Here is a 24,164-nt window from a genome sequence, read left to right as displayed (position 1 = left end):
GACCGCGAAGCTTTTGATCTTCGGCCCCGTTCCCGGCAGGCTGCGTGGAGGTCAGTCGGCAACCCCCAACCGCCCCACCCCGACCCGCTCCTGGCGAGTCCGCGTCGCCAGGCAGTAGTACAGCGGACAAGTCACCACCAACCCGACCAGCCACGACAGATCCGCCCCCTCGACCAGATTGGCATAGGGCCCGACATACAGCGACGTATTGGCAAACGGCAACTGCACCAGAATCCCGATGAAATACGCCACGATCGCATGCAGATTGAAGCGCCCGTAGATCCCCCCATCCGCACTGAAAATCGAGGCAATGTCGTACACCCCGCGCTTGATGAGGTAGAAGTCGATCAGATTGATCGAAGCCCACGGCACCAGCACCAGCAGCAGCGCCAGGATCAGGCCGATGAAGTGCGAGATAAAGTCCGCCGAAGCGCCCAGCGCCACCAGGCAGCAACCCGCCAGGATCACCCCGGACAACAGCACCCGTACCTTGATGCTCGGCGTCCAGTGCCCGGCGAAGGTCTGGATCGAGGTGACGATCGACAGCACCGCGCCATACAGGTTGAGGGCGTTGTGGCTGATGATGTTGAGCAGGAACAGCACCATCAGGATCGGCCCCAGCCAGCCGGTGGCCTGTTTGACCGCCAGCATCGCCTCGGTGCCCTCGGGCGTGGCCAGTGCCGCCACCGCGCCAAAGGAGAACGACAGGATGGTCCCCAGGGACGCGCCCAGGTAGGTCGCCCAGAACGGCCGGCTGATGCCGATGTCGACCGGCAGGTAGCGTGAGTAGTCGGAGACATAGGGCGAGAAGCTGATCTGCCAGATCACCCCCAGCGATACCGTGGCCACCCAGCCGGACAGGTTGAAACCGCCCCGGCTGAAGAAGTCCGCCGGCAGGTCGTGGGCGAAGATGTAGATGAACCCGGCCAGCAAGGCGCCGCCCATGACCCAGGTACCCAGGCGGTTCAGGCTGTGGATGAAGCGGTAGCCGATCACGCCGATGGCGGTGGCGCCCAGGGCACCGATCAGCAGGCTGGCCGACATCGGCATAGACGGCACGATCCCGGTGATCGACTTGCCCGCCAGGACGATATTGGAAATGAAGAAGCCGATGTAGATGATCGCCGCGAAGAACACGATCAGCAGCGCACCGTAACGGCCGAACTGGCCGCGGCTCTGGACCATCTGCGGAATGCCCATCCTGGGCCCCTGGGCCGATGCCAGGGCGATCACCAGGCCGCCGACCAGGTGCCCGAGGGCGATGGCGACCAACCCCCAGAACAGGTTGAGGTGGAACACCTGCACCACCATCGCCCCGGTGACGATCGGCAGGGGCGCGATATTGGTACTGAACCACAGGGTAAACAGGTCACGCGCCTGGCCATGGCGCTCGGCCAACGGCACGTAGTCGACCGTATGCTGTTCGATCAACGGATCTTGCTGGGACATAGTCATGAACTCGGTTCTGTCTGTTCTTATCTTTGTACGAAGCCAAACCAGGGGGTGCTCTGCGGCACCACCCAATGAACACCATATTATGGTATTCCAAAAAATCCACAAGACTGATCCGCATTTCCTGACGGCATCTGATCCGCAATTCTACTCCGAAAAAACCCGGTAGAATCAACTGAAAGCCCCGTAAACATTGGGATTTCGTCAATGATTAAACGTTTGTCGGCCTCCTGAAAAAGCCCTTGCAAAGACAGAATTACGGTATACCATCAGACAATAATTCAACAAAAAATGCCGCTGGCGGCGGCCGAGGTTTCTCCAATGATCGACGCAACCCTCTACAAGCAAGTCATGGGCTCGTTCCCGTCCGGTGTCACCGTGATCACCACCCTGGACGACGACGGCCAGATCGTCGGCCTGACCGCCAGCGCCTTCAGTTCGCTGTCGATGGAACCGGCGCTGGTGCTGTTCTGCCCCAACTACAGCTCCGACTCGTACCCGCACCTGATCAGGAGCAAGCGTTTCGCCATCCACGTGCTGTCCGAAGCCCAGCAGAAGGAGGCCTATGCCTTCGCCCGCAAGGGCAAGGACAAGGCGCAGGGCATCGAGTGGAGCCTGAGCGAGCTGGGCAACCCGCTGCTGGGCAACGCCACGGCGATCATCGAGTGCGAGCTGTGGCGTGAATATGAGGGTGGCGACCATGCGATCATGGTCGGCGCGGTGAAGAACCTGATCGTGCCGCAACGTGACTGCGGCCCGCTGGTGTATTGCCACGGCAAGATGGGCTCTCTGCCCGCCGTGGCCTGATCGACCGGCCTCGCTGCGGCAGTGCCCGTGGGCACCGCCGCGTCCCCCGCCTCAGGTCCGGAAGCGCCGGACCCACTGATTCAGGGTCTCGGACAGGTGCGTCAGGTTCTGCGCATCCTGACTGGTCGAGTCCGCCAGATCCGCCACCAACTGCGCATCGCCATGAATCTGGCTGATGTGCCGGTTGATGTCCTCGGCCACCTGGTGCTGCTCTTCGGCCGCCGTGGCGATCTGGGTGTTCATGTCGCGGATGACGTCCACCGACTCACGGATCAGCTCGAAACTGGCCCGCGCCTCATTGATCGACACCACGGTTTCCTGGGACACCTCCAGGCTGGCGTGCATCTGCTGGCCCATTTGGTGGGTACGACGGGCCAGGGTGCCGAGCAGCTCATCGATCTCACCGGTGGAGTCGGCCGTGCGCTTGGCCAGCGCCCGCACCTCGTCGGCGACCACGGCAAAACCGCGACCCTGCTCACCGGCACGGGCGGCTTCGATCGCCGCGTTGAGCGCCAGCAGGTTGGTCTGCTCGGCAATCGAGCGGATGGTGCCGAGAATCGACTGGATGTCATTGCTGTCCTGCGCCAGTTGCTGCATGGCCTCGGCCGACAGGCCGATCTCCTGGCTCAGCCGGTCGACCTTGTTCACCGCCGTCTCGATCTGCTTCTGCCCGCTGTGGGCCTGGCGCTGGCCGTTGTCCGCCGAGTCGGCGGCCTGGTTGCAGGAGCGCGCGACCTCATTGGAGGTGGCGACCATTTCATGGAAGGCGGTCGAGACCATGTCCACCGCCTCGCGCTGGCGCGCGGCGACCTCGGCCATTTCCCGGGACACCTCGGTGGTGCTGCCGGAGGTGCTGTGGATCTGCACCGCCGCCTCGCCGATACGCTGGATCAGGCTGCGGATCGCTTCCAGGAACTGGTTGAACCAGCCCGCCAGCTGCGCGGTTTCATCGCGCCCGCGCACCTGCAGCCGTGCAGTCAGGTCACCCTCGCCCTGGGCGATGCCCTCCAGGCCATTGGCCACCCCACGGATCGGCCGCACGATCAGGCCGGCGAAAAACGCCCCGGCAAAGGCGAACAGCACGGCGCAGACGACCGCGATGGCGGCGATGATCCAGGTCAGGCGTGTGACGCCGGCCATCACCTCGCTTTCGCGCACCAGGCCGACGAAGCGCCAGCCCAGGGCCTCGGAAGGCTGGACGTTGGCCATGTAGCGCTCGCCGGCCAGTTCGACCTCGACCAGCCCCTTGCCGGCCTTGGCCAGGGCCGCGTAGCCATCGCCCAGTTGGCTGAGGTTCTTGAAGTTGTGCTCGGGCTGTTGCGGGTCCACCAGGACCTTGTCGCTGCCTTCGGTGAGCATCAGGTAGCCACTGTCCCCCAGGCGGATCTGCTTGACCAGGTCGGTCAGTTGCTTGAGCGAAACGTCGATGTTGACCACCCCGCCCTGCTCGCCCAGGCGATTGGCGAAACTGCGCACCGTGCTGACCAGCACCACGTTATCCGCAGCCCAGTAGTAGGCACCGGTGCGCAGGGTCTTGCCCGGTTGGGCCATGGCCGCCTGGTACCAGGGACGGCTACGCGGGTCATAGTTGGCGAGATTGGGATCGCCCGGCCAGAACACATAGCCGCCCTCACGGGTACCGAGGGACAGATAGCTGTAGGCCGGATGGCTCTTGGCCAATTGCGCGAACAGCCGGAACACCTGCTGGTCCTGCTCGCCCATGGCGACTTTCGGTGCCTCGGCATCCAGATAGCGTTTGAGCTGGCCATCCACATTGTGCAGTTGAGGGGCTTCGGCGAGGAACTCGACGTTCTGGGTGATGCCCTCGAAAAACAGCTGCATGGCGTTCTCGACCTGGCGGATTTCCCGGCCACTGCTGTCCAGGAACGCCTCGCGGGCCTCGTTGCGCAGGTTGATGATGATCAGGACTGCCACGAGGATGACAGGCAAGGCGGCAATTGCGGCGAATGCCAGGATCAGTTTTTGTTTTATGTTCATCGGGTAGGACGCGTTCCTTGTCAGGTGAGTGCGAATCGTCGGTGAGAAAACTTTTGCAGACATCCCATATTATGGTATACCAATAACCTATCGATGAGCCAGTTTCTCTGGCCGACTCGAACCCGCTTGAACATATCCGGCAGCGCCCCGCGCGCCATCCAGGCAACAGGCCCGCAGTCGACCGGCCAACTACAAGAGACCCGAGGTAAGCGTCATGAAATTTTCCCTGTTCGTGCACATGGAACGCTGGGACGAAAGCGTCAGCCACCGCCAACTGTTCGAAGACCTCACCGAACTGACGCTGATGGCCGAAGCCGGTGGTTTCAGCACCGTGTGGATCGGCGAGCATCACGCGATGGAATACACCATCTCGCCCAGCCCGATGCCGCTGCTGGCCTACCTCGCGGCCCGTACCACCACCATCCGCCTGGGCGCCGGCACCATCATCGCGCCGTTCTGGCACCCGCTGCGGGTCGCCGGCGAATGCGCCCTGCTGGATGTGATCAGCAACGGCCGGATGGAAGTCGGCCTGGCCCGTGGCGCCTACCAGGTCGAATTCGACCGCATGGCCGGTGGCATGCCGGCCTCCTCCGGAGGCCTGGCCCTGCGGGAGATGGTCCCGGTGGTCCGTGCCCTGTGGCAAGGCGACTACGCCCACGATGGCGAGATCTGGAAGTTCCCGACCTCCACCAGCGTGCCCAAGCCGGTCCAGCAGCCCAACCCGCCGATGTGGATCGCCGCCCGCGACCCGGACTCGCACAACTTCGCCGTGGCCAACGGTTGCAATGTCATGGTCACGCCGCTGATGAAGGGCGACGAGGAAGTGCTGGACCTGAGGAACAAGTTCCAGACCGCGCTGGACAACAACCCCGGCGTGCCACGGCCGCAACTGATGGTGCTGCGCCACACCCACGTGCACGCCAAGGACGATCCGCAAGGCTGGAAAGTCGGCGCCACGGCGATCAACCGGTTCTACCGCACCTTCGATGCCTGGTTCGGCAACAAGCAGGTGCCGCAGAACGGGTTCCTCGCCCCGAGCCCGGAAGAAAAGTTCGCCGAGCGCCCGGAGTTCGAACTGGAGAACATCCGCCGCAACACCATGATCGGCACGCCGGAGGAGATCATCTGCCGCCTGCGCTACTACCAGGAACTGGGGGTCGACGAGTTCAGCTTCTGGTCTGACAACAGCCTGTCGCATGCCGAGAAGAAGAAGTCCCTGGAGCTGTTCATCCAGCACGTGGTGCCGGCGTTCCGCTGAAGTCCTCCATAGCCCCCCTTGCGGGAGCCGGCTTGCCAGCGAAGGCGCTCTCGAGTGCGCCAGAAGCTTCGCGGGCAAGCCCGCTCCCCCAGAGGAGTTTCTCTCGTCACAGGGGTGTGATTTTCCGGCCAGGCTGCTGCGCTATGTCACACCGCCGGCCGCTGCGCAGGTGCTATATTCCCGTCACTCCGCCAGCGCCCCGGGCCTTGCCCCGAGGCGCTGGCGATCTTTTGGCTACAGACGACGGTGACGCATTCCATGAGCAATCCCCTTCCCCTCGCCCGCGATATCGACGGCAAGGCCATTGCCGCCCGGGTACTCGAAGAAGTCCGCGAGGATGTCGCGGCCCTGGCCGGGCAAGGTGTCGTGCCGTCCCTCGCAGTGCTGCTGGTCGGCGACGACCCGGCCAGTCATGTCTACGTGCGCAACAAGCTGCTGCGTGCCGGGGAAGCCGGTATCCGCTCCCTGGAGCATCGCCTGCCGGCCAGCGCCAGCCAGGCCGAGGTCCTGCACCTGATTGCCGAACTCAACGCCGACCCGACCGTCAACGGCATCCTGGTGCAATTGCCGCTACCGGCGCACATCGAGGAACAGGCGGTGATCCACGCCATCGACCCGATCAAGGACGTGGACGGCTTTCATCGGGAAAACGTCGGCGCCCTGGTGCAGGGTGCCGAAGTGCTGACGCCCTGCACACCGAGCGGCTGCCTGCGCCTGCTGCAGGAAACCTGCGGTGACATCAGTGGCTTGCACGCGGTGGTCATCGGCCGTTCGAACATCGTCGGCAAGCCGATGGCCACCCTGCTGCTGCAGGCCCACTGCTCGGTCAGCGTGATCCACTCGCGCAGCGTCGACGCCGCCGCCCTGTGCCGCCTGGCCGATATCGTGGTGGTCGCGGTCGGGCGGCCGCAGCTGGTCGACGCCAGTTGGCTCAAGCCAGGCGCCGTGGTGATCGATGTGGGGATCAACCGCATTGAAACCGAAGCGGGTGCGCGGCTGGTCGGAGATGTCGACTATGCCAGCGCGCGCACGGTGGCCAGCGCGATTACGCCGGTGCCGGGCGGCGTCGGGCCGATGACCATTGCCTACCTGCTGAAGAACACCGTGATCGCCACCCACCTGCAAGGCGCCCGCCGCCCCCTCGCCGCAGTAGCGGGCTGATCGCGCCTAGAGGGCGCCGGCAAAGGCCCGGCGCCCAGCCTGCATCTCGGTGCGCAGTTCGCCGATGAAGTTGGCGACCGACCTGATGCTGGTGAAACTGCTGATGGCGACACCATTGAGCTGAAGGTCCACGCGTCCGGACACCGGGTCGAAGATCTTGATCATCAGCGCACCGCTGCCGTTGGCGGTGCAGGTGCAGGACAACGGGAGAAAACCGGACTCAATGATCTGGCACAGTTCACGTTCTGGAAGCATGGCGGTCATCCCTGAAGGCGAGCTCGAGGCAGCTCTTGCCGAACCAGCGTAGACCACCTGCCGCAAAGTGCCTGCGGCGTGACGGTCTGGAACCGTTCCTGGCTCACCACTTTAAGGAAATGTGAACCCCGTCACGCTATCAACCCCGAATCAGTGCTTGGCCGGCAGTGCCACCAGGGCGAACGCCTTGCGCAGGCGGGCCATTTCCTCTTCCTTGCCGACGGTGACGCGCATCCAGGTCGGCCAGTTTTCCCAGGTTCGCGCCACCCGTACTCCGTGCTGCGCCAGGGCCTGGGCCACGTCACTGGCCGGGCGACGCAGGTCGACCATGAAGAAATTGCCCTGGGCATCGGTGCAGGTGAAGCCGCGGTCGCGGAACCAGGCCATGTTCTCACTGCGGATACGGGCGTTGGCCTGCCGGCGCTCCGGCAGCAGCGCACGGTCTTCCAGGCTGGCGATGCCACCCAGCAACGACGAAGCGGCGGCGACATTCTGCTCGCCCAGCACGTTCAGCTTTTCCAGCAGCGCCGGCTGGCCGACGGCATAGCCCAGTCGCGCCCCCGCCATACCGTAGATCTTGGAGAAGGTACGCAGCACCAGCAGATCGGGATGGTCCTTGACCAGCGGTACGCAACTGGGGGCATCGCAGTAGTGGATATAGGCCTCGTCGACCACCACCAGCGCACCGGCAGGCTTTTCCCTGAGGGCCCGCTCGATCTGCACCATCGGCGTGAGGGTGCCGGTCGGGTTGTTCGGGTTGCAGATATAGATCGCGCCCAGGTTGGCATCCGCCGCGAGCATGGCGCCGATGTCATGGGCATGCCGGGCATCGAGGTCGATCTCATGCACGGCCGCTCCCTGTGCCCTGGCGGCCAGAGCCGGTGCCTCGTAGGTGGGTGTCGCCAGCACCAGGCTGCGGCTGCCACCGGTAAAGGCCATGACCGCCTGCTGCAGGGCGACCTTGGAGCCGGCGTAGATCTCGATGTGTTCTGCGGGCACCGACAGTTGCCGCGCCAGCAGGTCAACCAGCTGGTACTGGAACCGGTAAGGGTAGCGTCCGGACAGGGCGACGCCCTGCTCCATGGCCCGCCGAGCCGCCGCCGAGGGCCCCCAGGGGTTCTCGTTGAAGTCGAGACGGACCTCGCTGGACGAAGCCTTCGAAGCGGCGGGCAAGGCCGCCGAAAATGCCCTTGCCGAACCACTCAACAACGGCAGTGCTGCCATCAACCCCACCACCGAACGACGTGTTACATCCACCATTTACCCGATCTCCCTTGATCTCCAGGCTGGATGGCCTCCAGGCCACTTGTTATCAAAGGGACGAAACGGGAAAAGTACGATTTATCGGCAATCGGGTATCGGTCATTCTACAAATAGTGGCATATTCGAACCATTCCAACCTGCCTCCCCGGCACGCCCGCACGATTGGGCTAGAGTTTTTATCCGCATCAGCCTAATTCTTTTCATAGAGTCGGCAGATAGCTTTGTATGGAAGACAGGAGCAGTCGGAATGAGAAACAACCAGCCTGTTACACAGCGTGAAGTCTCGCTTGCCCCGCAACAAAAGCTTATCTCGACGACAGACGCCCGAGGCGTGATCACCTACTGTAATGACGCGTTCGTGGAAATCAGCGGTTTCGATCGGGCCGACCTGATCGGCGCACCCCAGAATATCGTCCGCCACCCCGATGTCCCTCCAGCGGTATTCGCCCATATGTGGGGTGCCCTCAAGCAGGGGCGGCCCTGGATGGGCATCGTCAAGAACCGCTCCAAGGCTGGCGATCACTACTGGGTCAACGCCTACGTGACGCCGATCTTCGAAGGCAGCCAGGTGGTGGGCTACGAATCGGTCAGGGTCAAGCCGACGGCCGAACAGGTCCGTCGTGCCGAGTCGTTGTACCGGCGTATCAGCCAGGGCAAGACCGCCGTGCCGCGCCAGGATACCTGGCTGCCGCTGCTGCTCGACTACCTGCCCTACCTGGGACTGGGCCTGGCGGCCGCCGTGAGCGGCCTGTTCCTCAGCGCACCGCTGGCGATCGCCGTGACCGTGGGCCTCTCCGTGCCGATCGCGCTGCTGTCCTCACGTTGGCAACGGCAAGGTCTGCAGCGTCTGCTGCAACTGGTCGAGCCCTCGACCAGCGATGCACTGCTGGCGAAGATGTACAGCGATGCGCGAGGCCACCAGGCGCGCCTGGAAACCGCCCTGGTCAGCCAGGATTCGCGCCTGAAGACCTGTCTCACCCGCCTGCAGGACACCGCCGAGCAGGTCAGCGAACTGGCCGGGCAGTCCGACCTGCTGGCCACCGACAGCTCCAAGGGCCTTGAGCGCCAGCGCCTGGAAACCGAGCAGGTGTCGGCCGCGGTCAACCAGATGGCCACGACCACCCAGGAAGTGGCCAGTCATGTCCAGCGCACCGCCGATGCCACCCAGCAGGCCAACCAGCTCACCCGCCACGGTCGCGATGTGGCCCGCGACACACGCCAGGCCATCGAGCGCCTTTCGGCGGTGGTCGGCGAAACCGGCATGACCGTGGCGCAGTTGGCCAGGGACAGCGACGAGATCGGCACCGTGGTCGACGTGATCAAGGGCATTGCCGACCAGACCAACCTGCTGGCTCTGAACGCCGCCATCGAGGCGGCCCGCGCCGGCGACATGGGCCGCGGCTTTGCCGTGGTGGCCGACGAGGTTCGACAACTGGCCCAGCGCACCTCGCAATCCACCAACCAGATCCACGAACTGATCACCAAGCTGCAGACCTCATCCAGCAATGCCGTGCAGACCATGGAGAACGGCAATCGCCAGGCCGAGGAAGGCGTGGCCTGGGTGCTCGAGGCGGACAAGGCGCTGGTGGGGATCAGCGAAGCCGTCGCCCATATCACCGACATGACCTCGCAGATTGCCACCGCCACGGAAGAGCAGACGGCGGTCGCCGACGAGATCAGCCGCAATATCAGCACGATCGCCCAGCTGGCCGATCAGTCCTCGGAGCAGGCCATCCTCTCCACGGAACTGAGCAAGGACCTGACCAGGACCGCTTCCACGCAATACTCCCTGGTCGAACGATTCAATCGATAGCCTGGTTGCACAATGGTCGGTCAACGCCGAAACTCAGCGCCAGGGCTGAAGCGATCATGCACGCCGCTGTGTCAGCGGTCTGTACGAAATGTTTTCGAGCGAGGGCCAGGCAAGGCAAAAACCGGCGAGCAAGCCCAGTTGACTGGAGTCAACGAGCATGGCGAGCCGGTTTTCAACGCAGCCTGGGCCAGCGCAGATCCATTTTGTACAGAGCCTGGCCGCGTCAGCTCTGGCACGTTGATCCTCATCTGACTGACACAGAAATGCCGCTCTCTCAGGAACGTTTTATGTCGCTCAAAGCAACCTTTGCCGCTGTGCTCAAGGCCATGCGCGCCACCCGTGGACTCTCCCAGAAAAAACTCGCCGAAGTCAGCAGCCGGACGTACATCTCGAAGTTGGAACGTGGGCAATGCTGCCCGACCCTGGAGATGATCAGCGCACTGAGCGTCCCGCTGAACGTCAGCCCGCTGACGCTGATGGCTGTCACGCTTGGCGCGCAGACCGGTGAACCGATCCAGGTGCTGCTCGGCCGCCTGGAACGCGAAGCCGCCGAGCTGGCGCAGTCGGGGGTGCTCAAGGAACTGCAGATTCCGTTCAGCGAGGAACCACGGGTACCGCCGCGTCGTGCCCAGCCCCGCCTGCGCGATTCATCCCAGGCCATTCGGCAAACCGAGTTCTGCTTTGCCGAGTAGCCCTGGAACCTTGCGTTTGCCTCAGCTGTTGCGCAGGGCGTTTTCGAGGTCGGCAATCAGATCCGCCTCGTGCTCCAACCCGATCGAAACACGGATCAGTCCCTCGGACACACCGGCCTTGGCACGCAGTTGCGCGGGCACGCCGGACTGGGTGGTCGAGGCCGGATGGCAGATGAGCGACTCGGTGCCCCCCAGGCTCACGGCGGACTTGAACAGGGTCAGCGCATTGATGAACTTGAACGCCCGCTCGCGGCCACCGTCGAGGATGAACGAGAAGGTGGAGCCCGGCCCGCTGCACTGGCGCTCGTACACCGCCTGATAACGCGAATCGTCAATCAGTTCCGGATGCAGCACCTTGATCTTCTGATAGGGGTTGTTCGCCAGCCAGTGGGCAATGGCGCTGCCGCTGCGAGCCGCCTGCTTCATGCGCAGCACCAGGGTTTCCATGGAGCGCGAAATCATCCACGAGGAATGCGGGTCCAACTGCGAACCGAAGGCGCTGCGGATCGCCCGCACCTTGGCGATCAGTTCCCTGCTGCCGGTGATGCCGCCGGCGACCAGGTCGCTGTGCCCACCGACGTACTTGGTCAACGAGTAGACGCACAGGTCGGCGCCATGGCGGATCGGCTGCTGGAAGATCGGCCCCAGCAGCGTGTTGTCGCACACGATCAACGGACGGTAGCCATGCCGGGCCGTGAAATCATCGACCTCCGTCCGGATCGCCTCGAAGTCCACCAGGGTGTTGGTCGGGTTCGCCGGCGTCTCGATGTAGCAGATTCGCGCAGCGCCATGGCGCGCGGCGGCCTCCAGTGCCTCACGGATCGATTCGCGCGACAGGCCGTTGTCGATGCCGTGGGAACCGATGCCCCACTCGGGCAGGATCTTGGCGATCAGGGTTTCGGTACCGCCATACAGCGGTGCCGACTGCACGATCTGGTCTCCTGGCCGCAGGAAGGCGAGCAGCACCGCGGCAATGGCGGCCATGCCGCTGGAGGTCACCGCGGCCGCCTGCGCGCCATCCAGCACCGCCAGGCGGTCCTCGACCATTTCCAGGTTCGGATGGTTGAAACGGCTGTACACCAGCCCGGCGGCCTCCCCCTCGGGCAGCGGCTTGCGGCCGGAAACGATATCGAAGAACTGCGCACCGTCTTCAGCGGTACGGAAGGCAAACGTGGAAGTCAGAAAGACCGGCGGCTTGACGGCGCCCTCGGACAGAAACGGGTCGTAGCCGTACGACATCATCAGCGTTTCCGGGTGCAGCTCGTGATCGGCAATTTTCTTCTTGTGGTAGCTGGAGTAGGACATTCGTGAGTCTTCCCTGAACTGAAATAGAGCCCACGCACCTCGTCTCAGCCACGCGAGACACGACGAACCGAGCGGGTGGTGAACCCATCCAGTGTATCCACTGCCCACAAAAAGATTCTTTCCATTTCCATCACGAAAAACCTAGTATGGGAAATATTCTTCCATAAAAAGTCAGAATGATGAAAACAAGAACTGCGAAGATCGAACTGGACGACACAGACCTGAAAATCCTGAAGATCCTCCAGGACGATGGTCGACTCAGCAACGCCGAACTGGCGGAGCGCGTTTCCCTTTCGCCCTCGCCCTGCTGGAAACGCCTCAAGCGCCTGGAGTCGATCGGTGCAATCAGGGGCTACCAGGCCATCCTGGACAGGCACCTCATGGGCCTGGGTGTCGTCGCCTTCGTCAGCATCCTCCTGGACAACCATACCGAAGCCACCTGCCGGGTCTTTGAAGAGCGGGTCCGGCAAATGCCCGAGGTCACCGCCTGCCACAACATTTCCGGGCAGCACGACTACCTGCTGCAGGTGCTGGCCGATGACCTGGAAAGCTTCTCGGCGTTTGCCCTCAACCGCCTGCGCACCATCCCCGGCGTCAAGGAGATGCAGTCGAGCTTCTCGTTGCGCGAAGTGAAGGCGTCCAACAGGATCAGCGTTCGCCAGGCGTGACTCAGCGGGCCTGGCTGAGAATGATCCGGTCGAACAGACGATCACCCAGCCATACCCGCAGGCCAATCAGCAGCCTGGCGAACTTGCCGGCCGCGTAGCGCGTGCGTGGATTGCGGCTGGCGACGGCCCGGGAGACAACGTCCGCGATCACGCCCGGATCACTGGCCGTACCCTGGCCGTAGGTCTGTCCGATCAGCCTGGCGACCACCTGCACCAGCCGTCCATAGGGCCCCTCGGCCGAACGCTTGACCAGGCTCTGGCTGGCGCCCTCGCCGAAGCCCGTTTCGATAACGCCGGGCTCGACGATCACGACCTTGATGCCGAACTCGGCGACTTCCAGGCGCAGACAGTCCGACCAGCCCTCCAGGGCATGCTTGGTGGCGTGATACCAGGCCCCCAGGGCGCTGTACATCTTGCCGCCCATCGAAGTGATGTTGACAATGTAGCCTGAGCCCCTGGCACGCATCGAGGGCAGCAGCAACTGCGTCAGGCGCGCCGCGCCGAAGACATTCACCTCGAACTGGTAGCGGGCCTCGTCGATGCCGATTTCCTCCACCGGCCCGTACAAACCGAAGCCGGCATTGTTGACCAGCACCTCCACGCCGCCGGTCTGGGCGAGGATGGTTTCAACGCCGGCAACGATCTGCCCGTCGCAGGAAACATCCATGCGCAGGACCTGAGCGCCCAACCGGGCCAGATCGGCCATCTTCTCGACACTGCGCGCAGCGACGTAGACCTGATAACCCTCCTCGATCAGTTTCCTGGCAATGGCCTTGCCCATGCCCGACGAAGCGCCGGTGACCAAGGCGGTTTTCTTTGTGTGGGTGAACATGTCGAACCTCGCTTGTCTGGATGGAACCCATTATCCGGATACCGCCAGGCAGCTCACTTGCCATCGGTGCCAGGAGGCCGACAGTTCGCGCCAACGCTGAACGAGTTGTCCTGTCGCTCAATTCAGGCGCATGGCATGGCGGACGCGCTCGGGCGTCTGCCCGGTCCAGTCCTGGAAGGCGCGGTAGAAGGAATTGGGATCCTCGAAGCCGAGCAGGAAGGCAATCTCCCCTCCGGACATCGTGGTACTGCCCAGGTAGTGCCGGGCCAGGCTCTCCCTCGTGGCATTGACCAGGGCACGAAAGTTTTCCCCTTCGTCCTCGAGACGGCGCTGCAGCGTGCGTTTGCTCAAGCCCAGGCGCTCGGCGGTTTTCTCGATGGTGGCGGCGTTGCCTGGCAGCAGTTCCAGCAACACCGCCCGCACACGCGCCACCGTCGTCGCCGTGGCATCGAGTTCGCTGAGTCGTCGGCGCAGATCGGGCTCGAATACCCGCCACATGCCTTCGTTGACGGTGAGGAATGGACGCAGCACATCCGCTGCGTCAAAAGTGACAGCGGGACATTCCGCGTACTGCACGGGCGCACCGAAGAAGTGCTCGTAACGCCGCGCATAAGCGCCGGGGGGCGACTTGGGAAGAGCGACCCGCAGCACCCTGATCGGTTCGCGGGTAGCGAGACGGGCCAGGTGCAGGAAGAATGCCACCTCGGCCACCTGCAACGAATACGGCACCGCGCTCTGCGCCAACAGCCAGCGAGGCGATAGCGTCAACTCCCCCGCCTCCCCCACGACCACCTCAAGGCTCATGGGAGCCACCAGTTGCTTGTACTTGGCCAGGCGCTGTACGGCCTGCATGAGATTGGCGCTGCACAGGGCCGCGAACAACGGTGGACTGAAGGTCTCCGCCGACACGGTTTCGACCAGGCGCAGGGGAAACATCAGATCACCCGATTCCGCCTCCAGAGCACTCCAGAAACGGAAATACTCTTCTGTGCTGAGCCCGGGCCCTGCCCGGGAAAACAGGTCGTCGGGGAGACCGGCCCGACGCAGGACATGAACGGGTTGCAGGCCAAAGTCCCTGAGCAGGACCTGCCAGCCGATGTCCAGCCCAAAGGTTTTGTTCTGCATCGTCAGTCCCTGTCGTGGGTCCTGGGTGGCGACATGCCGCCCTTTCAAGCATGCCCCAGTATAGAGAGATGGCGCATTTTCCATTCATGCAAAACGCGCCACGACCTATTCAAGTGGCGCCACGGCCTCATGCCTTTGCCAATGGCAATATCTCCTGGCTATGCGTCCATCCGGGCAAGCAGCCGCGGCAGAATGTCTGCCGCCTGGCCGACAAGGGCGAACTCGTTTTCCCCTTCGACCGACTCCGGCTGCAGGTTGACATGCACGACGACCGCGCCCTGTTTCCTGGCGACCTGGGGGATCTGCGCCGCAGGCTGCACCACGCCCGAAGTGCCGATTGAAAACAGCAGATCGCAATCGCCGGCCGCCGCCAGTGCGTCACGCCAGGCCTGTGCCGGCAGCGACTCGCCGAACCAGACCACACCGGGGCGGATCTTGCCATTGCATTTGTGGCAGCGTGGCGGCTCGATCCTGCGCCCCTCCTCAGGTTCAGCCAGTGGCCCACTGACGCCCTGATACGGCCGCGTGCACGCAAAGCAGCGCGGCGAATGGAGGCTGCCGTGCAAGTGAATGACGTCCCGAGACCCCGCACGCTCATGCAGATCATCGACATTCTGGGTGATGACCGTCAGCCGGGGGACCCGTCTGGCGAGTTCGGCAATAGCCAGATGGGCGGGGTTGGGGCTGGCGGCGAGGACCTTCGAGCGTCGCCACTCATACCATCCCCAGACCAGCGCAGGATCGTTGCGAAAGGCTTCGGCGGTGGCCAGGGCCGCCGGGTCGAAGCGGCTCCATAAACCGGTCAAGGCGTCGCGAAATGTCGGGATGCCACTCTCCGCCGAAACGCCCGCACCGGTGAATACCACCACATGGCGTGCATCACGCAAGCGTTGCTCCTCAAACTCGATCATCACCTGTTCCTGTCTGCGTAATCGATCTGGCCAGTGTACCCGCCTGCGAGCCAAAGGCCTCGCCAAAAGCCACGATTGCCTGACGATTCACCCCGGAGTTTATCGCCGCCAGGACTGCGCTCTGGCACAATGGCAGCATGACGTTCCTGCCCGATCCCCAGCCGCTAACCCCGCCACAGCCTGATGCGCTGACCAGGAGGACGTGACTCATGCCCCTTGTCACCGACGACTGGCAAGTTGGCACGTTGATCGAAGCCTCATGGGTGCGTGCCGATGCCGCGAGCTTCCCCCGCCATACCCATGATGAGTATGTGCTGGGCACGAACCTCAAGGGCACCGAACACATCTGGCTCGATGGCCGGACGCTGACCGCCAGGCCCGGCGAGATCACCCTGTACAACCCGCTGGCCATGCAGGCCTCGGAGTTTTGTCCGACCGGGGTCGAGTATGTGAGCCTGCATCTGGACCCTGAGGGTATTTCCCGCGTGGTCAGGGACAACAACCTGGCCAGCAGCACCTTTGAGCAGGGCGTTTTCAGTCACCCCGACCTGCACCAGGCCCTGCTCGACTTCGCTCGGACACCGGCCGCTCATCGCAGGCAGCGGGAGGAAGCCTTCCTGTGCCTGCTCTGCCAATGGCTGGAACCCCGCAATACGCGGTTCGGCGAACAGCACGCCGCCGTCTCGCGGGCCGTCGAGTACCTGCGTGACTGCCTGACCCGCAAGGCCGATCTGGATGACCTGGCCGCAGCCGTGGGTCTGAGCAAATACCACCTGGTGCGATGTTTCAAGAAGCAGATCGGACTGGCGCCCCTGCAATACCAGATGCAACTGCGGCTGATCGAGTCGCGCCGGCGGCTACGTGATCGGGCCAGCGTGCTGGACGTCGCCACCGAACTGGGCTTCTACGACCAGAGCCACTTCATCAACGCCTTTCGCAAGGTGATGGGCGTCTCTCCCCAGGCCTACTCGGACGCTTACAGGGACAGCCCGCGAATGCCACGCAAGGGCCCACGGCGTTAGGCGACAGGCTGCCCGAGGATGAACTCCTGGTACCCCGTTGCGATCACGTACACCGCGAACCAGGCGAAGATCAGTGCCGAGGCGATGTAGCTGTACCTCAGCATGCGGTCACCCAGCAGCTTGCCGCCGTGGCTGGCCGCGGTGCACAAACCGACGCTCCAGCACACGCCCGCCACGAAAAAACCGGCGAGAAACAGGGATGCATTGCCCAGCCCACCGGCACCGGAGCGGGAGATGAGCGTGCCGCCCACCGCCGCGAACCAGAGGATGGCGCTGGGAGAAGAGACGGCCATGAATATTCCCCGCAGGAACGCCTTGATCGCCGAGCGCTCCACGACCTGCCCCGCGTTCTGCATGGTGCCATGGCTCTGCCAGGCATTGATGATCATGCGCACGGCGAAGTAGATCAGCAGCGCCGATCCTCCGATCCACAGGCTCCATTTCACCCAGGTGAACTGGAGCAGGACGGTCATCCCGACCAGGGCCAGGATCGCGTAGATCAGGTCGCCGAAGCAGGTACCCAGCCCGAGCCAGAAACCCTGCAGAAAGCCCCGCTGCATCGCCAGGGTGATCATGGCGATATTGGCCAGGCCGATGTCGAGACAAAGCGAAAGACTGATAAGAAAACCACTGGTGAACTGCACGGACAAACCCAGGCAAACGTAAACAGGTCGCTGATTGAGCCAGAACGCGGCGGCGGAATATTGGAAAAAATTGCTGTTGCCCAGGTATCTGCCAACACCGCCCGGGCCAGGGCGGCCACAGACCTGACTCGTGGAGCCAGGGTTGCGCTCGGCGCTGTAGGCCGGCGGGCAAAACGCCGAGGCAAGCTGCCGCCATGTTCCGACAGAGCGCTGCTACACTGATGAGGTCGAACGGAGGATCCCATCATGTCCGAACGAGAACTCACCAACCTGCTGTCGTTGATGAACCAGCGCCAGGCCTGCCTGAGCAGTGCCTGCAAGGAGATAGCCGACTGGATCGACCGCCAGGGCGACATGCCGGCGGCCGGCAAGATCCGCGCGAGTCTCAAGGCGCTGGAGGCCGAGGATGCCCAGGTGCGCAAGACGCTCACCTCGCTGAGCATCGAGCGTCCATTGCCCAGGTTTCGCAGCTGACTGAAAACAGGTGAATGGATCCGTGTTTTCCGGCAGCGGCACGGGACAAGCCTTTGTTGACACGAAGGCTACGGTATGCTGTTGTCCGCTCGCCGCCGCCCCTCCCCGGCTATAGCTACAGGCTATACCCCACGAACGCGCCCTACCTGGCCTTTGACAGGCCGGCCTTGCTCAGCCCCTTGGCATTGTGATCGCCCGGCGTGGTGGCCGAAATGGCGGTCGCCTTCGACAGGCCCTGGGTCGCCTTGGAGTGGGCGACGCCGGAAGTGGCAACGCCATGTCCCTTGGAACCGTTACGGGCCAGGCCAGTATGTTGGCCGCTCACCCCATGATCCCGAACCGCCTTGCCGACATGATCGCTCTGGTGACCCAGTGCCTGGCCTCGCCCCTCGGCGCTCGCCGAGCGCCCGGCACCGGCGTGACCGCCGCCCTCTCCCCCATGCCCACCGTGGCCGCCACCGCCGTTGCCACCTCCACCGCCACCGCCCTTGGCATACGCGGAGGTCATGAGGGAGAGTTGTGCCGGTAGCAGCGGAGCAGTTGCAAACATCATGAAGCAGGACATGACGGCAATCAGGTTGGTTTTTTTGAAACGCATGATGGCTTCCAGTTGAGTGAGTCTTTTGCACTGCCTGGGACTCGATCAATGGGTTGCCGTTCAATGGAAGACGACAGACGGAAGCCTTCATGGCCTTTTATAAAGTGAATGAGAACGCCTCTCCCTGGATCCCTTCGACAACCGGCCACCGCCGAAGCGAATGGCCGGTGGAGCGGGTCAATTGAAGGCACCACTGAGCACTTCATAGATGATCCCGCTGGCAATCGAAACCAGGATCAGGTCGGCCCCTGCCTGTTGCCATTCATAGCCGTCGTAACGCGGCAACTGCCCCAGCAGTCGACCATCGAGCTTCCTGGCGATACCGGGTGGCAGCGGCTTGCCCCGGGCCAGGTTCTTGCGAATCCCCGGCGGCAAGGCAGGCCCCGGGCTCCAGTAGTCACGGTATCCACCCAGCACGACGAGCACCCCATTGCGGTCGATGCTGGGACCCTGCGCCCGATCGCCATGAGCGGATTTCCTGCCTTTACCGTGACCGCCCTGATCGTCCTGGCCCTGAAAACCCTGGGAAAACTTCTTGCCGTTTCCCTGGCCATTGCCCGGATCTGCCCAGGCGGAGCCGGCAGCCAGCACCAGAGCGGTGGTCAGGGCCGTCAACAAGCGAGCGTTACGCATGGTCGTCCTCCTGAAAAGGAAATGTCTCACCGCTATCAATGTAGCTGCCCCGAAGCCGGTGCGCCGTGCCAGCAGAGGCTCAAACCGCTTGCGGCCCGCCTCCCAGATGAACCAGCAGGCTTTGCATCGGCGCCGCCAATTCATGCCACTGCCGAAAGCAGAGGCAGAGCTGCCGCCGTGCCCAGTCATCGTTCAAGGCAAGCAGCCGAAGGGGGTACCGCCGTTTGTAACGCCGGGCGATGTCCCGGGGCACGATCCCGACACCGACGCCATGGGCAACCATTTCGCACAAACCTTCGAAGGTTTTCATGCGAACCCTGAGATCGAGAGGCCTGCCCGCGGCATGGGCATGGTCGTTGAGGTGATCCTGCAGGGCATTTCCGGGGGACAGGCCGACGAAGGGAAGATCCACGACCTGCGAGAACGTGACGTCCTTGCCTGGCGGAAACGGCTGCCCGGCCGCCGCGATCAACACCAGGTGATCCTTCGCCACGGCCTGCAACTGCAGGCCCTGCGCGTCAACGGCATCCGAGACGACACCGGCCTCGACCAATCCGGCCGCCACCGCGCTGACGATGTCGGCACTGGTGCGCTCCCTGAGTTCGAGGCGTAAACGGGGGCGCTCGGCCAGCCACGGTGCAAGGCGGTTCGGCAGAAACCCGGTGAGTGCGGCGGTGTTGGCATACAGGTGGATCGTGCCCCGGACACCGGTGGCAAAGTCCTGCAGTTCGCCCTTGAGCCTCTCCTGCTGCCGAAGCATCAGCCGGGCGTGATGCGCCAGCACCTCGCCCGCCTCGGTGGTCACCACTCCTCGCGGGCGTCGATGCAACAGGGCCACGCCGGCAGCGCTTTCAATGCTGCGCAATCGCTCGCTGGCCGAGGCCAGGGCCAGATTCGCCCGGGCCGCGCCGGCGGTGATGCTGCCGGCATCCACGACACACAGGAACAACTGCAGGTCCGCCAAGTCGAAACGCATGGATCACCTCGCTCCTGCCTTCGGATCATCCGAAGGCTGTGCTGATATTTCCGCATTGTGCAGCGTTCCGCCAGAGGCTTCAATTCAGCCCTGTTCCCCCCTCGAAGCGGATCACTCATGCACGATCACACGCTGTACATTGTTCTGTTGGCGGGCACCTTCCTGGCGGCCGGCCTGGTCAAAGGCGTCACCGGCATGGGGCTGCCAACGGTGGCCATGGGATTGCTCGGCACGGCGATGCCGCCGGCGGCCGCTGCCGCGATGCTGCTCATACCGTCTTTCGTCACCAACGTCTGGCAACTGTTTTGCGGCCCATCGATAACGCGCCTGCTGCGCAGGCTCTGGCCGATGATGCTGGGCATCCTGCTCGGCACCGTGGGCGGCTCGGCATTACTGGTGAAGGCAGACCCCGCCTGGTCAGGCTTCGGCCTGGGCATGGCGCTGATCGTCTATGCCGTCTACGCCCTGGTTGCGCCCACCCTCGCGGTGCCGGGCCGGGTGGAAAAATGGCTATCGGCGGTCATCGGCCTGATAACCGGGGTGGTGACAGGGGCAACAGGTGTGTTCGTGATGCCTGCGGTGCCCTACCTCGGGTCACTGAACATGAACCGTGAGGAACTGGTTCAGGCACTGGGCCTGTCCTTCACTCTCTCCACGGTGGCCCTGGCCATCGGGCTGTTCTCCCACGGCGCCTTTCACGTCGAGCAGTTCGGTATGTCGACAGCAGCCGTCGTGCCGGCACTGATCGGCATGTGGGTGGGCCAACGTGTACGGAGGCGGATCAGCCCCCTGCGCTTCCGCCAGTGTTTCCTGCTGTTGCTCCTCGTGCTTGGCCTTGAGCTTTGCTCTCGGCCGTTGCTCTGAGGCAAGCTGGAACAGGGTGGCTGCGCTCAGGCAGACGACTCGCCGTCCTGTGCCGAACGCAGGTGCAGATAGACGGTGTTCCTGGAAACCCCCAGGTCCTGGGCAACCCGAATGACGGCGCCCTTGAGCTTGAAGATGCCCTGCTCGTGAAGCAGGTTGATGACCGCCTTGTTGTAGCCGCCCGAGGACACCGCCATCGTCTCGGCGACCTTCCTGCGCGCCGTGCTCAGCGCCACCAGCACGGTTTCATTGACGTCAGCGCCAAAGTTCTCCGACAGCACCTCGGGGGCGCCGGCGGGCAGTTGCGTGAAACTGCCGAGGATCTCGTGCAGCGGCGTGTTCAGGTGGAAGTTGATGCACAACAGCCCTATCGGCGTGCCCTGCTCGCCGCGGATGACGAGGGTGGTGGACTTGAGCGGTTCACCGTTGCGATTGCTGCAGAAGTAGCTCATGCCGGAGCGGTTCGGCGAATCGTTGATCTCGGCGAGCATGCGCAAGGCCAGGTCGGTGATCGGCGCCCCCGCCTGCCGCCCGGTCAGGTGCCCGTTGATGATCTTGATCACCGAGGCGTCCAGGTTGTCCAGGCTGTGGAGGACGAACTCGAAGCCCGCCCCCAGGTAGGCTGCCAGGCCGTCCAGCAGCGTCGAATGGGACTGCAGGATGGCCTGGTCTGCCGGCGAAAGCTTGACCATGCTCCGGGGCATCAGGCCGAGACGGCGATCGCCTCGATCTCGACCAGCACACCTTTTGGCAGGGTCTTGACCGCCACGCAGGAGCGTGCCGGCTTGGACACGAAGAACTGCTCGTAAACCTCGTTGAAGACGGCGAAATCGGCCATGTCATGCAGGAAGCACGTGGTTTTCATCACCTGCTCGAAGCCGACCCCACCTTCCTTCAGGACAGCTTCCAGGTTCTTGATGGTCTGCAGCGCCTGCTCGCGAATGCCGCCTTCCACCACCTGGCCACTGGCAGGGTCCAGCGGAATCTGGCCGGAGGTGAAAATCAGATTGCCGAAAGCCTTGGCCTGGGAGTACGGGCCGATTGCAGCGGGGGCATTGGCGCTGGTGATGGTCTTCATGAAAGGGGCTCCGATAGCGATTGGTGTGACCCATGAGGGTAAGCCCAGGATGCTAAAATGAACAAATGCTCATTCGCAATACTTTTATTCACTCTGCAGCATCATGCCGAAGCGCGGCCCTGCCATTGCCCGAGCAGCAGTCGACGTTACAAAACCGGGGGCTTCAGACGAGGACCAGCGGGTTTTCACACCATCGGCGAAGGGCTGCTCCCCGTCATTCAGCGTCAAGCTCCGCATTGGAAGGCTTGTAGCCCAGGCTGCGCATCAGATCGCGCGCCGTTTCGAAAAACACCTGCTTGAAGCTGTCCGCACATTCCTCCGTCAACCGGCTGGCAGGCCCGGAGATGACCAGCGCGCCCATCAATTCATGCTGCGCACCATAGATCGGCAAGGCCATGGATGAGGCATGCGGGTCGGTCGCACCACAGGAATAATAGGGTTTCTCCAGGGCAATGCCGGTCTGGAACGGCGCGCGCAGGGCCTGGGCACCGGCGGCCTCGTCCATGGGCCGCATGTCGCCTGGCTGCATGTTGAGACGAAGGCGATGGGAGGAGTTGACCCGATACTGGCACATCCGATAGGCGCCATGACGCACGTAGAACGAGGCGGTCTCGCCGGACTGCTCGGCCAGATAATGCAACCGAGGCATGACATGCCGCTCAAGGTCGAGGGTTTCCTGGTACACCGCGTTCAACCTCATGACCTCACTGGCCAGTTGATAGCGGCCATCGCTCATTCGAGTGATGAAACCGTGGTTCTCCAGCGACACCATCAGCCGCATGATCGTGCTTTTGATCAGCCCCGTACGCTCCGTGAGTTCCACCAGGCTCAACGCCGAATCGCCCATTTGAAACGCTGAGAGCACAGTCAATACACGGTCGGCCGAAGCCACACCGTTTACCGCTGGACGCGGCCGCGCTTTTACCATCAGAAAGACCTCACGTGATAGGTGCCCTCATGTTTCGCAAGGGCTAATGCACGCATTATCCGACAACCCCCTGCTCCTCGCCATCCTTGTGCCGCCGATGCGGCCCTGGATGGATTCGGGCAAGAAGAAGGCCAGCCGTCCCTGGCCTCGGCGTAATCGGTGGACTGGCGTTGAAAAACCTCTTCGCGCTGGCCCACATGAGGCCCGGCCCCCAACGGCCCGCTGGCGCTGCCGGAGGCTATGCCGCCAAAATATTAGAACAACATTCCTTTTTTTTAATCCACCTACAACCACACCACTCTTCACCGCATCCTTACCACGCAGTTAAATCGGGAAATACCGGACGCCAGGCATCGCATTTTTGAAACTTATGATTTATTTTGAAATAGCATTTCATTAAATTGCAAAACACAACAACAACCAGGCGCCCTGTTGCGCCCCTGTCGCCCGGAGCCTCCATGAGCTTCTTCGCCGCGCCACCGCGCACCGAAACCACCGTTTTCACACGCCTGCCCGATCGCTACCGCGATGTCCGCCCCACTGCGTGGGCCAATGCCAATCGCCAGGGCCGGGCCATCGACTCGTTTCTCGAAGGCCCGTCCTTTGATCGTCAAGGCAACCTCTACGTGACCGACATCCCCAACGGCCGGATTTTTCGCATCTCCCGCCAGGGAGAATGGGAACTGGTCTGCCAGTACGACGGGTGGCCGAACGGCCTGAAAATCCACCAGGATGGGCGAATCTTCATCACCGACTACAAGCGCGGCATCATGGTGCTCGATGCGCAGAGCGCAAGGATCGAGCCATTGCTGGAGTCCGCAGGCTCGGAAGGTTTCAAGGGCGTCAATGACCTGGTGTTCGCCCCCAACGGCGACCTGTACTTCACCGACCAGGGCCAGACCGGCCTGCAGGATGCCAGTGGGCGCGTGTACAAGCTCGAAGCCGGCGGCAATCTCACCTGCCTGCTCAATACGATCCCCAGCCCCAACGGCATCGTCTTCGACCCGCACCTGAACCACCTGCTGATCGCGGTGACCCGCGCCCAGCAGATCTGGCGAATCCCCCTGGGCAACGGCTCGATCATCGGCAAGGTGGGCGTCTTCGCCCAGTTGCATGGCGGCCTCGGCGGCCCGGATGGCCTGGCCCTCGATGCCCAGAGCAACCTCTATGTCGCCCACACCGGTTTCGGTTCGGTCTGGAAGCTGTCCAGAGTCGCGGAGCCCCTGGAGCGCATCGTCTCTTGCGCCGGGATCAGCAACACCAACCTGGCCTTTGGCGGCGACGATGGACAGACCCTGTTCATCACCGAATCCGAGACCGGCAGCATCCTCCAGGTTCGTACCGCCAGCCCTGGGCTGCCCCTGTATTCCCATAGCTGACAGCCATACGGCTCACACAACAATTACA

24 protein-coding genes and 2 pseudogenes are annotated in these 24,164 nt (G+C 63.3%); 10 read left to right on the top strand and 16 right to left on the bottom strand.

Going from position 1 to position 24,164, the window contains the following annotated elements; genetic code table 11:
- Positions 1–51 precede the first annotated feature (51 nt).
- Positions 52–1,449 (bottom strand): purine-cytosine permease family protein, encoded by a 1,398-nt coding sequence (locus ACMGT0_RS14500; RefSeq protein ID WP_054056750.1) that lies wholly within the window; start codon positions 1,447–1,449, stop codon positions 52–54.
- A gap of 324 nt (positions 1,450–1,773) precedes the next feature.
- Between ACMGT0_RS14500 and ACMGT0_RS14495 the strand changes: the two genes are divergently transcribed.
- A complete protein-coding gene (locus tag ACMGT0_RS14495) occupies positions 1,774–2,259 on the top strand; it encodes a flavin reductase family protein (protein WP_054056759.1) in 486 nt (161 codons plus the stop codon).
- Between the two features lie 51 nt (positions 2,260–2,310).
- Here ACMGT0_RS14495 and ACMGT0_RS14490 read toward each other — a convergent pair.
- A pseudogene (locus tag ACMGT0_RS14490) lies at positions 2,311–2,910 on the bottom strand (methyl-accepting chemotaxis protein); the annotation flags it as partial.
- 306 nt (positions 2,911–3,216) lie between these two features.
- Positions 3,217–4,101 (bottom strand): annotated as a pseudogene (locus ACMGT0_RS14485) (cache domain-containing protein); the annotation flags it as partial.
- 370 nt (positions 4,102–4,471) lie between these two features.
- Between ACMGT0_RS14485 and ACMGT0_RS14480 the strand changes: the two are divergent.
- A complete protein-coding gene (locus ACMGT0_RS14480; RefSeq protein WP_416773167.1) occupies positions 4,472–5,515 on the top strand; it encodes an LLM class flavin-dependent oxidoreductase in 1,044 nt (347 codons plus the stop codon).
- Between the two features lie 258 nt (positions 5,516–5,773).
- Positions 5,774–6,676 carry a bifunctional 5,10-methylenetetrahydrofolate dehydrogenase/5,10-methenyltetrahydrofolate cyclohydrolase gene (locus ACMGT0_RS14475; protein ID WP_054062369.1) on the top strand — a complete coding sequence of 301 codons (903 nt, stop codon included), beginning with the start codon at positions 5,774–5,776 and terminating at the stop codon, positions 6,674–6,676.
- Positions 6,677–6,682: 6 nt separating this feature from the next.
- Here ACMGT0_RS14475 and ACMGT0_RS14470 read toward each other — a convergent pair whose 3' ends face one another.
- Entirely contained in the window at positions 6,683–6,931 is a 249-nt protein-coding gene (locus ACMGT0_RS14470) for a DUF1652 domain-containing protein (RefSeq protein ID WP_054056758.1), read from the bottom strand.
- 150 nt (positions 6,932–7,081) lie between these two features.
- Positions 7,082–8,191, bottom strand: coding sequence for a pyridoxal phosphate-dependent aminotransferase (locus ACMGT0_RS14465; RefSeq protein ID WP_416773165.1), 1,110 nt, complete (start codon positions 8,189–8,191; stop codon positions 7,082–7,084).
- A gap of 250 nt (positions 8,192–8,441) precedes the next feature.
- On the opposite strand from ACMGT0_RS14465, the gene ACMGT0_RS14460 reads away from it, so the two are divergent.
- Positions 8,442–10,007: a methyl-accepting chemotaxis protein gene (locus tag ACMGT0_RS14460; protein ID WP_416773163.1), complete on the top strand. Its 1,566-nt coding sequence runs from the start codon at positions 8,442–8,444 to the stop codon at positions 10,005–10,007.
- Between the two features lie 287 nt (positions 10,008–10,294).
- Positions 10,295–10,699, top strand: a complete 405-nt coding sequence (locus ACMGT0_RS14455) for a helix-turn-helix domain-containing protein (RefSeq protein ID WP_054062372.1) — start codon at positions 10,295–10,297, stop codon at positions 10,697–10,699.
- A 21-nt stretch (positions 10,700–10,720) separates the two neighbouring features.
- Here ACMGT0_RS14455 and ACMGT0_RS14450 read toward each other — a convergent pair whose 3' ends face one another.
- Positions 10,721–12,004, bottom strand: coding sequence for a cystathionine gamma-synthase family protein (locus ACMGT0_RS14450; protein WP_054056744.1), 1,284 nt, complete (start codon positions 12,002–12,004; stop codon positions 10,721–10,723).
- 176 nt (positions 12,005–12,180) lie between these two features.
- Here ACMGT0_RS14450 and ACMGT0_RS14445 point away from each other — a divergent pair, with 176 nt between their 5' ends.
- On the top strand, positions 12,181–12,672 hold the full coding sequence (locus ACMGT0_RS14445) for an Lrp/AsnC family transcriptional regulator (protein ID WP_416773160.1): 492 nt from the start codon (positions 12,181–12,183) through the stop codon (positions 12,670–12,672).
- Position 12,673: 1 nt separating this feature from the next.
- Here the strand turns inward: ACMGT0_RS14445 and ACMGT0_RS14440 are convergent, their stop codons facing one another.
- The 3 genes from ACMGT0_RS14440 to ACMGT0_RS14430 all read right to left on the bottom strand — a co-directional run bounded on the left by ACMGT0_RS14440 (position 12,674) and on the right by ACMGT0_RS14430 (position 15,540).
- Positions 12,674–13,504, bottom strand: coding sequence for an oxidoreductase (locus ACMGT0_RS14440; RefSeq protein WP_054056743.1), 831 nt, complete (start codon positions 13,502–13,504; stop codon positions 12,674–12,676).
- Positions 13,505–13,621: 117 nt separating this feature from the next.
- A complete protein-coding gene (locus ACMGT0_RS14435) occupies positions 13,622–14,629 on the bottom strand; it encodes an AraC family transcriptional regulator (RefSeq protein WP_054056742.1) in 1,008 nt (335 codons plus the stop codon).
- A 158-nt stretch (positions 14,630–14,787) separates the two neighbouring features.
- The gene (locus tag ACMGT0_RS14430; RefSeq protein WP_416773158.1) at positions 14,788–15,540 is read right to left on the bottom strand and encodes an SIR2 family NAD-dependent protein deacylase; all 753 of its coding nucleotides are present in this window, start codon (positions 15,538–15,540) and stop codon (positions 14,788–14,790) included.
- Positions 15,541–15,749: 209 nt separating this feature from the next.
- On the opposite strand from ACMGT0_RS14430, the gene ACMGT0_RS14425 reads away from it, so the two are divergent.
- The gene (locus tag ACMGT0_RS14425) at positions 15,750–16,562 is read left to right on the top strand and encodes an AraC family transcriptional regulator (RefSeq protein ID WP_416773156.1); all 813 of its coding nucleotides are present in this window, start codon (positions 15,750–15,752) and stop codon (positions 16,560–16,562) included.
- Here ACMGT0_RS14425 and ACMGT0_RS14420 read toward each other — a convergent pair.
- Complete coding sequence (locus ACMGT0_RS14420; protein WP_416773154.1) at positions 16,559–17,206, bottom strand: LysE family translocator; 648 nt, start codon at positions 17,204–17,206, stop codon at positions 16,559–16,561. The genes ACMGT0_RS14425 and ACMGT0_RS14420 overlap by 4 nt on opposite strands.
- Before the next feature lie 246 nt (positions 17,207–17,452).
- On the opposite strand from ACMGT0_RS14420, the gene ACMGT0_RS14415 reads away from it, so the two are divergent.
- The gene (locus tag ACMGT0_RS14415; protein WP_054056739.1) at positions 17,453–17,680 is read left to right on the top strand and encodes a hypothetical protein; all 228 of its coding nucleotides are present in this window, start codon (positions 17,453–17,455) and stop codon (positions 17,678–17,680) included.
- Positions 17,681–17,822: 142 nt separating this feature from the next.
- On the opposite strand, the gene ACMGT0_RS14410 is transcribed toward ACMGT0_RS14415, so the two are convergent.
- The 3 genes from ACMGT0_RS14410 to ACMGT0_RS14400 all read right to left on the bottom strand — a co-directional run bounded on the left by ACMGT0_RS14410 (position 17,823) and on the right by ACMGT0_RS14400 (position 19,887).
- Positions 17,823–18,278: a hypothetical protein gene (locus ACMGT0_RS14410; protein WP_416773152.1), complete on the bottom strand. Its 456-nt coding sequence runs from the start codon at positions 18,276–18,278 to the stop codon at positions 17,823–17,825.
- Positions 18,279–18,455: 177 nt separating this feature from the next.
- Positions 18,456–18,911 carry an anti-virulence regulator CigR family protein gene (locus tag ACMGT0_RS14405; RefSeq protein ID WP_054056737.1) on the bottom strand — a complete coding sequence of 152 codons (456 nt, stop codon included), beginning with the start codon at positions 18,909–18,911 and terminating at the stop codon, positions 18,456–18,458.
- Between the two features lie 79 nt (positions 18,912–18,990).
- The gene (locus ACMGT0_RS14400) at positions 18,991–19,887 is read right to left on the bottom strand and encodes a LysR family transcriptional regulator (RefSeq protein WP_416773150.1); all 897 of its coding nucleotides are present in this window, start codon (positions 19,885–19,887) and stop codon (positions 18,991–18,993) included.
- A 117-nt stretch (positions 19,888–20,004) separates the two neighbouring features.
- Between ACMGT0_RS14400 and ACMGT0_RS14395 the strand changes: the two genes are divergently transcribed.
- Entirely contained in the window at positions 20,005–20,751 is a 747-nt protein-coding gene (locus ACMGT0_RS14395; protein WP_416773148.1) for a sulfite exporter TauE/SafE family protein, read from the top strand.
- A 26-nt stretch (positions 20,752–20,777) separates the two neighbouring features.
- On the opposite strand, the gene ACMGT0_RS14390 is transcribed toward ACMGT0_RS14395, so the two are convergent.
- The 3 genes from ACMGT0_RS14390 to ACMGT0_RS14380 form a co-directional block, all read right to left on the bottom strand.
- On the bottom strand, positions 20,778–21,443 hold the full coding sequence (locus tag ACMGT0_RS14390) for a helix-turn-helix transcriptional regulator (RefSeq protein WP_241494289.1): 666 nt from the start codon (positions 21,441–21,443) through the stop codon (positions 20,778–20,780).
- Positions 21,444–21,454: 11 nt separating this feature from the next.
- Positions 21,455–21,829 (bottom strand): RidA family protein, encoded by a 375-nt coding sequence (locus tag ACMGT0_RS14385; RefSeq protein ID WP_054056733.1) that lies wholly within the window; start codon positions 21,827–21,829, stop codon positions 21,455–21,457.
- A gap of 214 nt (positions 21,830–22,043) precedes the next feature.
- The gene (locus ACMGT0_RS14380) at positions 22,044–22,757 is read right to left on the bottom strand and encodes an IclR family transcriptional regulator (RefSeq protein ID WP_081005870.1); all 714 of its coding nucleotides are present in this window, start codon (positions 22,755–22,757) and stop codon (positions 22,044–22,046) included.
- A 458-nt stretch (positions 22,758–23,215) separates the two neighbouring features.
- Here ACMGT0_RS14380 and ACMGT0_RS14375 point away from each other — a divergent pair, with 458 nt between their 5' ends.
- Entirely contained in the window at positions 23,216–24,136 is a 921-nt protein-coding gene (locus ACMGT0_RS14375; RefSeq protein WP_416773145.1) for an SMP-30/gluconolactonase/LRE family protein, read from the top strand.
- The last annotated feature ends 28 nt before the right edge of the window (positions 24,137–24,164 follow it).

The organism is Pseudomonas sp. RHF3.3-3, assembly GCF_048069595.1.
GTDB classification, from domain to species: domain Bacteria; phylum Pseudomonadota; class Gammaproteobacteria; order Pseudomonadales; family Pseudomonadaceae; genus Aquipseudomonas; species Aquipseudomonas fuscovaginae_B.
Note: the sequence above shows the minus strand (reverse complement) of the source record. Positions and strands in the feature narration are given on the sequence as shown.

Bases quoted from the DNA above. Each gene is read 5' to 3' on its own strand.
- ACMGT0_RS14495 (WP_054056759.1), top strand. From the start codon at position 1,774: ATGATCGACGCAACCCTCTACAAGCAAGTCATGGGCTCGTTCCCGTCC.
- ACMGT0_RS14415 (WP_054056739.1), top strand. From the start codon at position 17,453: ATGTCCGAACGAGAACTCACCAACCTGCTGTCGTTGATGAACCAGCGC.
- ACMGT0_RS14440 (WP_054056743.1), bottom strand. From the start codon at position 13,504: ATGTTCACCCACACAAAGAAAACCGCCTTGGTCACCGGCGCTTCGTCG.
- ACMGT0_RS14500 (WP_054056750.1), bottom strand. From the start codon at position 1,449: ATGTCCCAGCAAGATCCGTTGATCGAACAGCATACGGTCGACTACGTG.
- ACMGT0_RS14465 (WP_416773165.1), bottom strand. From the start codon at position 8,191: ATGGTGGATGTAACACGTCGTTCGGTGGTGGGGTTGATGGCAGCACTG.
- ACMGT0_RS14475 (WP_054062369.1), top strand. From the start codon at position 5,774: ATGAGCAATCCCCTTCCCCTCGCCCGCGATATCGACGGCAAGGCCATT.
- ACMGT0_RS14430 (WP_416773158.1), bottom strand. From the start codon at position 15,540: ATGATCGAGTTTGAGGAGCAACGCTTGCGTGATGCACGCCATGTGGTG.
- ACMGT0_RS14455 (WP_054062372.1), top strand. From the start codon at position 10,295: ATGTCGCTCAAAGCAACCTTTGCCGCTGTGCTCAAGGCCATGCGCGCC.
- ACMGT0_RS14405 (WP_054056737.1), bottom strand. From the start codon at position 18,911: ATGCGTAACGCTCGCTTGTTGACGGCCCTGACCACCGCTCTGGTGCTG.
- ACMGT0_RS14380 (WP_081005870.1), bottom strand. From the start codon at position 22,757: ATGGTAAAAGCGCGGCCGCGTCCAGCGGTAAACGGTGTGGCTTCGGCC.
- ACMGT0_RS14385 (WP_054056733.1), bottom strand. From the start codon at position 21,829: ATGAAGACCATCACCAGCGCCAATGCCCCCGCTGCAATCGGCCCGTAC.
- ACMGT0_RS14400 (WP_416773150.1), bottom strand. From the start codon at position 19,887: ATGCGTTTCGACTTGGCGGACCTGCAGTTGTTCCTGTGTGTCGTGGAT.
- ACMGT0_RS14390 (WP_241494289.1), bottom strand. From the start codon at position 21,443: ATGGTCAAGCTTTCGCCGGCAGACCAGGCCATCCTGCAGTCCCATTCG.
- ACMGT0_RS14460 (WP_416773163.1), top strand. From the start codon at position 8,442: ATGAGAAACAACCAGCCTGTTACACAGCGTGAAGTCTCGCTTGCCCCG.
- ACMGT0_RS14435 (WP_054056742.1), bottom strand. From the start codon at position 14,629: ATGCAGAACAAAACCTTTGGGCTGGACATCGGCTGGCAGGTCCTGCTC.
- ACMGT0_RS14445 (WP_416773160.1), top strand. From the start codon at position 12,181: ATGATGAAAACAAGAACTGCGAAGATCGAACTGGACGACACAGACCTG.
- ACMGT0_RS14395 (WP_416773148.1), top strand. From the start codon at position 20,005: ATGCACGATCACACGCTGTACATTGTTCTGTTGGCGGGCACCTTCCTG.
- ACMGT0_RS14480 (WP_416773167.1), top strand. From the start codon at position 4,472: ATGAAATTTTCCCTGTTCGTGCACATGGAACGCTGGGACGAAAGCGTC.
- ACMGT0_RS14375 (WP_416773145.1), top strand. From the start codon at position 23,216: ATGAGCTTCTTCGCCGCGCCACCGCGCACCGAAACCACCGTTTTCACA.
- ACMGT0_RS14410 (WP_416773152.1), bottom strand. From the start codon at position 18,278: ATGCGTTTCAAAAAAACCAACCTGATTGCCGTCATGTCCTGCTTCATG.
- ACMGT0_RS14450 (WP_054056744.1), bottom strand. From the start codon at position 12,004: ATGTCCTACTCCAGCTACCACAAGAAGAAAATTGCCGATCACGAGCTG.
- ACMGT0_RS14470 (WP_054056758.1), bottom strand. From the start codon at position 6,931: ATGCTTCCAGAACGTGAACTGTGCCAGATCATTGAGTCCGGTTTTCTC.
- ACMGT0_RS14425 (WP_416773156.1), top strand. From the start codon at position 15,750: ATGCCCCTTGTCACCGACGACTGGCAAGTTGGCACGTTGATCGAAGCC.